General features: G+C 73.9%; 5 protein-coding genes. All 5 read left to right on the top strand.

Features of this window, described 5'->3' with window-relative positions:
* Window positions 1–884: 884 nt before the first annotated feature.
* Complete coding sequence (locus ACQRUO_RS28070; RefSeq protein WP_428318885.1) at window positions 885–2,168, top strand: S53 family peptidase; 1,284 nt, start codon at window positions 885–887, stop codon at window positions 2,166–2,168.
* A gap of 613 nt (window positions 2,169–2,781) precedes the next feature.
* A complete protein-coding gene (locus ACQRUO_RS28065; protein ID WP_428318884.1) occupies window positions 2,782–3,225 on the top strand; it encodes an SSI family serine proteinase inhibitor in 444 nt (147 codons plus the stop codon).
* A 285-nt stretch (window positions 3,226–3,510) separates the two neighbouring features.
* On the top strand, window positions 3,511–4,404 hold the full coding sequence (locus ACQRUO_RS28060; RefSeq protein ID WP_428318883.1) for a YhjD/YihY/BrkB family envelope integrity protein: 894 nt from the start codon (window positions 3,511–3,513) through the stop codon (window positions 4,402–4,404).
* Window positions 4,405–4,624: 220 nt separating this feature from the next.
* A complete protein-coding gene (locus ACQRUO_RS28055; protein WP_428318882.1) occupies window positions 4,625–5,596 on the top strand; it encodes a DMT family transporter in 972 nt (323 codons plus the stop codon).
* A gap of 220 nt (window positions 5,597–5,816) precedes the next feature.
* Window positions 5,817–7,190, top strand: a complete 1,374-nt coding sequence (locus ACQRUO_RS28050; RefSeq protein ID WP_428318881.1) for an MFS transporter — start codon at window positions 5,817–5,819, stop codon at window positions 7,188–7,190.
* The last annotated feature ends 144 nt before the right edge of the window (window positions 7,191–7,334 follow it).

The following is a 7,334-nucleotide window of genomic DNA, read 5'->3' as shown; positions in this document are numbered from 1 at the left end:
CGGGGGTGCCGCCGGCCACCGGGTAGGAGACCGGGCTGGTGAACTCCGGGCTGGAGAGGCCGTAGTCGCCGATGTACGGGATGCCCTGGGCGGCCAGCAGCGGCGGGGGCGGGGGCAGGCGCGGCGGCGGGAGCGGGCGGCGGCGGGGCAACCGGGGGCAGCGGCGCGGGCGGAACAACCGTCGGCACCGCGCTCGGCGAAGCACTGACCGGAAGGCTGACCGACGGACTCACGGACGGGCTCACCGGCGGACTCACGGGCGGGCTCACCGGCGGCGTCGCAGGCGGCGTCGCAGGCGGGCTCACCGACGGACTCGCAGGCGGCGTCACCGACGGCGTCTCACACGGCACCGAAGCCTCCTCCGAAGCCCCCGACCCCACCCCCACCCCGACCGCCGCCACCCCGCCGGCCCCGCCGACCCCGGCCACCACCCCCGTCATCGCCAGGCCCACCAGCACCCGCCGGACCGCCACCGCACCAGATCCCATGACTCGATGATCCGCCAACCTCCCTGACAGACCGTCACTAATGGCCCACCACCGGTAAGGTTCCCCTGAACAGGTCAACGCGCCCCCACCCACCAGCGCCGATCCACCCCGATCGCCGCGTATGCAACCAGTGTGCTCCGCCCACCGATTCCGCACACATGACGGAGAGTTACTCCACCTCTCAATCAACTGAGGGGATTCTGTGAGTTTCCTGAGCGACCCATTGTTGTCATGGACGGGCAACCCTAACCTCAAGCCCAGCCGCTGAGTTGAACCGGTCCCGACGTCGGCACAACGTCGGTGACCACGCGCGGCCGGCCAGTCGGGCACCCCACGCCCGACCGGCCCCTCCCCCACGTGGTGCAGCACAGAGGAGCACGTCTTTTGCGTACCCCGATGAGCCCACAGGTCCGGCGTACCACGCTGGCCCTCACCGCCGCGGCCGGTCTGGCGATCACCGGCCTCGGTTTCGGCACCCAGGCGGCCTCCGCAACCGCGGCGACCGCCGGCAGCGCCCACCACAAGGTCTCGTTCTCGCGTTCCTGCGCGCTCCCCAAGCCCGGTTACCTGGCCTGCAACGCGCTGCACGTGACCGCCGGGACCACCGTCCGGACCCACCTGGCGCACCCCACGGCCGCCGCCCGGACCGCCGGCGCGGACGCCACCGCGGACGCCACGGTCTCCGGCTACGGCCCCTCGGACATCCAGAGCGCCTACAACCTCGCCTCGGCCGCCGCGGCCAACGGCGGGGGCGAGACCGTGGCGATCGTGGACGCCCAGGACGACCCGAACGCCGAGTCCGACCTGGCGACCTACCGCAGCCAGTTCGGGCTGCCGGCCTGCACCTCGGCCAACGGCTGCTTCACCAAGCTCGACGAGAACGGCGGGACCAACTACCCGTCCGCCGACTCCGGTTGGGCCGGCGAGATATCGCTGGACCTGGACATGGTCAGCGCCACCTGCCCGAACTGCAACATCATGCTGGTCGAGGCCAACACCGCGAGCACCGACGACCTCGGCACCGCGGTGAACCAGGCGGTCACCCAGGGCGCCAAGTTCGTCTCCAACAGCTACGGCGGCGGCGAGGACGCGAGCGAGACCAACGCCGACAGCCAGTACTACAACCACCCGGGCGTGGCGATCACCGCCTCGGCCGGTGACAGCGCCTACGGGGTCGAGTACCCGGCCGCCTCGCCCTACGTCACCGCGGTCGGCGGCACCTCGCTGACCAAGGACTCCAGCGCCCGTGGCTGGAGCGAGTCGGTCTGGGGCACCAGCGCCACCGAGGGCACCGGCTCCGGCTGCTCCGCCTACGAGGCCAAGCCGACCTGGCAGACCGACAGCGGCTGCAGCAACCGCACCGTCGCCGACGTCTCCGCGGTCGCCGACCCGGCCACCGGTGTCGCGGTCTACGACACCTACGGCGCCTCGGGCTGGCAGGTCTACGGCGGCACCAGCGCCTCCTCGCCGATCATCGCCAGCGTCTACGCACTGGCCGGCGTCCCGGGTGCCAACACCACTCCCGCGAGCGACCTGTACGCCAACCCGTCCGCGCTGAACGACGTGACCAGCGGCAGCAACGGCAGCTGCTCGCCGTCCTACCTGTGCACCGCCGGCCCGGGCTACGACGGCCCGACCGGCCTCGGCACCCCGAACGGCACCGGGGCCTTCAGCGGCTGACCCGCCACCAGCCCCACACCGCACGGCGAGCACCGCACACTGCACCACGCACCACGCACCACGCACCACGCACCACGCACCACGCACCACGCACCACGCACCAGCAGCACATCGCACCACTGCGACCCGAACCGCGACCAACACCCGGCCGGGGGGGGGGGGGGGGGGGGGGGGGGGGGGGGGGGGGGGGGGGGGGGGGGGGGGGGGGGGGGGGGGGGGGGGGGGGGGGGGGGGGGGGGGGGGGGGGGGGGGGGGGGGGGGGTACGTNNNNGCCGCACGGGATCTCCGGATCCCGTGCGGCGGCCGGGCCGCTTTCCGGACGCACCCTGACGGGTCGTCACTCATGGTGCTCCGCCGACGACTCATGGTGTCCATCTCGGCCGTTCGCCGGCGGCCGACTCGCCATGGCCGACCGGCAGGCCCGCCCGGGCGAGCCCAGGACCACCGGGGCGCAGCGAGACTCCTGTGACCTGTGGGGCACCAGTGGCGACGAACTCCGGCCACCGCCGCAGTGGCGTATCTTGGCCAGCCCGCGCTGTCCGATTATCGCCAAAGCCAACCCCTGTGGTGATGTGTCCATGTCCATCCGGACCATCGACCAAGGGAGTTCGATATGCGTACTCGTACTGTGCTCAAGGGAGTTACCGGCCTCGGCGTGGCGGCCCTGCTGCTGACCAGCGGTGCGCTGCCGGCCGTCGCCGACACCCCGCCGACCGCGACCAGCGGCACCACCGCCACCGCGGGGGACGACCTGCTGCTGCTGACCGTGGCCGGAGTCGCCCCCAACACGGCGACCGCGCCCCGCGCCGCCACCCTCGACTGCGGCGCCCAGGCCACCGGCGACCACCCGGCCGCCGCCGCGGCCTGCGCCGACCTGGTCGGCGTGCAGGGCGACTTCGCCGCGCTGGCACCGTCCCACAGCTACTGTCCCGCGCTCTACCTGCCGGTCACCGCCACCGCGGCCGGCCTGTGGGACGGCCAGCCGGTGAGCTACCAGCAGACCTTCACCAACCAGTGCTCGCTGGAGCGCGCGACCGGCGAGGTCTTCGCGTTCTGACCGGCAGAGCGGCGGTTCGGTACAGCGGTAGCGAGGGGGAACGAACGCGTTCGTCACGTCCTCGGAGACGACGAACGCGTTCGGTGCCCCCGCAGCCGCCGGTCGGCCTGCCGCCCACCGCCCCGCCTGATCCCGTCACCCCCATGCGCCCCACCGGCACCGGCTGCGGAGGAAATCCGGGCCGGGACAGGCATGATCGGACGGGTACCGGTGATGCGCCGAGACGGGACGGTGGTCGAACGTGGTCCAAACGGGTGAGACGTCGCGGGCGGCGAGGGGGCCGGCGTGCCGCTGAGCTCACTGCCGACCGGTGCCCGCGGCCTCCGGCGCGGCCGGTCCCTGGTGCTGGCCGGCAGCCGCGCGATGGTCAGCGCCTGGCACGAGCTGTGCGCCGGGGCGACCGAGCTGTGGCGCCACGGGCGCGAGGTCGAGCTGCTGCAGCGCTCGATGGCCTTCGCCGCGCTGTACTTCGTCACCCTGGTCCCGCTGCTCGTGGTGATCGCCGCCGCCTCGCCGACCCGGGGTGACGGGATCACCGGCTGGATCACCGACGGCCTCGGCCTGACCAGCCGCGGCACCCAGGCGGTCAGCGAGCTGTTCGCCTCCAGACACGAGATCCTCAGCACCACCACCGGCTTCAGCCTGGCGGCGCTGGCGGTCTTCGGCCTCTCCCTGATGGCCTCGATGCAGACCGCCTACGAACGGATCTGGCAGTTGCCGCGCGGCCCCTGGCACACCGCCTGGCGGCAGGCCATCGGGCTGGCCGGCCTGATCGGGTACGTGGTGCTGGCGGCCTGGAGCGGCAATCCGTGGAGCGGCACCGACGCGCAGCCGACGCTGCGGATCACGGCCACCGTGATCGGCGGCGCGCTGCTCTTCTGGTGGCTGCAGCGGTTGCTGCTGGCCGCCCGGGTGCCCTGGCGCACGCTGCTGCCCGGCGCGCTGGCCACCATGGCGGCACTGGCCGGGCTGCGCTTCTTCTCCCGGCTGGTCTTCGCGCCGCTGCTGGTCTCCAACGCCGTCTCCTACGGTTCGGTCGGCACGGTGCTGGTCGTCCAGTCCTGGCTGATCGGGGTCGGCTTCACGGTCTACGGCGGTGCGCTGGCCGGCCGCGCGCTGCACACCCGGCGCGACCGCAGCCGGCCGGCCGAGGCCGCCGGGGAGCCGGCCGAGCGCTGAGGTCCTGGTCCGTGGTGCGCGGGTGCGCCGTCCGTGGGTGCGCGGTCCGTGGTGCGCGGCCCGCCGTTCGACCCGGCGAGGTCGGCTCGAGCGTTCCGGTGATCCTTTTCCGCCGATTGCGAGCCCCCGGAGCGATCACTCGTGGCAAGGTGGGGTTGTCGACGGGCACCCGCGGGCCCGCCCCGCCGAGCCCGCGCACACCGCAGCGTCAGGAGGCCCCTTGAACACCGCACTGGCCGTGCTGTTCGCGCTGCTGACCACCGGGTCGAACGCGCTGGCCACGGTGCTGCAGCGGAAGGCCGCGGGCCGGGTGCCGGTGCGCGGGCTGGGCCGCGGCCTGTTCTCCGCGCTGCTGCGGCAGCGGGTCTGGCTCGGCGGCATGGCGGCCACGGCCGCCGCCGCCTGCTTCCAGGCGCTGGCCTTGGCCAACGGCCCGCTCTCCATCGTTCAGCCGATCTTCGTGCTGGAACTGCTGATCGCCCTGCTGCTGGCCGGCGTGATCCTGGGCCGCCAGGTGCCGCCACGGACCTGGCAAGCCGCCATCTGGGTGACGGTGGGCCTGGGCGTGGCGCTCTGGGCCGCGGCGCCCAGCGGCGACAGCGACACCTCGACCGGCGGTCGCTGGCTGCTGGCCACCGTCAGCTGCCTCGGCCTGGTCGCCCTGCTGACCGTCTTCGGTGCCCGCCGCGGCCCCGGCCCGGCCCGCGCCGCCGCGCTCGCCCTGGCCGCGGCCCTCTGCTACGCGCTGACCGCCGCCCTGCTCAAGGCCGCCGCCCTGGCCTTCGAGCGCGGCGGCCTGACCGCCTTCCTGACCACCTGGCAGACCTACGGCTTCGCGTCGGTCGGCGTGCTGGCCCTCTTCCTGCTGGAGAACGCCCTGCAGTCGGGCACCCTGGCCTTCTCCCAGCCCGCCCTCACCCTGGGCGACGCCTGCACCAGCGTCGTGCTCGGCGTGCTGCTCTTCGGCGAGCACCTGCGCACCGGCGGCTGGCTCGCCATCGCGCTGCTCGGCGCGGTGGCCGTCGCGGTCGGCGTGGTGATCCTCGGCCAGGCCGCCGCCGCCCAGGAGCGCGCGGCCAAGGCGGCCGCCCCGCCGGCGGCGGACCGGGGCGCGGCGCCGACGCCGACACCGACGCCGACGGAGGGCGACGGCGCACCCACCGGCAACGGCGCACCGGCCGAGCAGCGCTGAGGTCCGCGGCGGGCCGGACCCACAACGGCCCCCGGGACGGCCACCCAGGCCAGCCCCCAGGACGACCTCCCGGACGGACCCCAGCTCCCGGGCGGGCCGTCCGGGGCCGAACCGCAACCCGGCCGTGCTCCCCTTTGACCTGCACGGATGGCAAGATGGCGGTTCGTATCGCCGTCCCCGGACGCCCCACGCGATGCCCTGATCGAGCACGGAGTCTGGTTTGCCCCCTTCTGTTCGCGACGCGGCGGCCACTGAGCCCGCCCCCGCCGCCGCAGCGCTCAAGCGCGTCCAGCACGGTTGGTACCTCAACGACTGGGCCAACGCGGCCTTCTCGGCCACCGTCCTGACCGTCTTCCTGGGTCCGTACCTGACGGACGTCGCCAACAACGCGGCGGACGTGCACGGCGACGTGCACCCCTTCGGCATACCGGTGCGGGCGGGGTCCTTCTTCCCCTACACGGTCTCCGCCTCGGTGCTGGCCTCGGTGGTGGTGATGCTGCTGGCCGGCGCCGTGGCCGACCGGACCGGGCGCCACCGGGCGCTGCTCGGCGGCTTCGCCTACCTGGGCGCGGCGGCCACGGTGGCGATGTTCTTCGTCAGCGGCGACGCCTACCTGCTGGGCGGCGGGCTGCTGGTGGTGGCCAACATCAGCTACGCGGTCTCGGCGGCGCTGGCCAACTCCTTCCTGCCCGGGCTCGCCGCACCGGCCGAGCGGGACGCGGTCTCCTCGCGCGGCTGGGCCGTCGGGTACGCCGGCGGCGGGCTGCTGCTGGTGCTGAACCTGGCGCTCTTCCTCGGGCACGACGCGATCGGGCTCTCCTCGGCCATGGCGGTGCGGATCTGCCTGGCCTCGGCCGGCCTCTGGTGGGCGGCCTTCACCACCTTCCCGATGCGCCGGCTGCCGTCGCGCCCGGCCACCGCGCCGGTGCCGCAGCCGGTGGACGAGCACGCCGGGGGCACCCTGCGCGAGCTGGCCGGGACGCTGCGCGGGATGCGCCGCTTCCCGCTCACGCTGCTCTTCCTGGCCGCCTTCCTCTGCTACAACGACGGCATCCAGACCGTGATCTCGCAGGCCTCGCTGTACGGCAAGGAAGAGCTGCACATGGGCCAGACCACGCTGATCGCCGGCGTGCTGCTGGTGCAGGTCGTGGCGATCGGCGGCGCCCTGCTGCTGGGCCGGATCGCCCAGCGGTACGGGGCGAAGAAGACCATCCTCGGCTCGCTGGTCGCCTGGACCGTCACGCTGGCCTTCGGCTACTTCATGCCGGCCGACCAGCCGGTCTGGTTCTACGCGCTGGCCGCCGCGATCGGTCTGGTGCTCGGCGGCAGCCAGGCGCTCTCCCGCTCGCTCTTCTCGCACCTGATCCCGGCCGGCCGGGAGGCCGAGTACTTCAGCCTCTACAAGATCAGCGACCGCGGCACCAGCTGGATGGGTCCGCTGGTCTTCGGCCTGGCCTTCCAGGTGACCGGCAGCTACCGGGTGGCGATCATCTCGCTGCTGATCTTCTTCGCGATCGGGTTCGTGGTGCTGCTCCGGGTGCCGGTGCGCCGGGCGATCGAGGCGGTCGGCAACGAGGCGCCCGAGCTGCTCTGAGCCCACGCCGCGCTCTCGAGCCGCGTCGCACCCGCCGCAACGGTGGGGCGGCGCGGCTCGGTCGTTCGCACGGCGGCGAGGTCACGGTGCCAGCTCCGACCCCCGGCTTGGCACCGGTACCCTCCGTGGGACCAATGAGCACGA

Source organism: Kitasatospora sp. LaBMicrA B282, assembly GCF_050325825.1.
Lineage (GTDB): Bacteria > Actinomycetota > Actinomycetes > Streptomycetales > Streptomycetaceae > Kitasatospora.
Note: the sequence above shows the minus strand (reverse complement) of the source record. Positions and strands in the feature narration are given on the sequence as shown.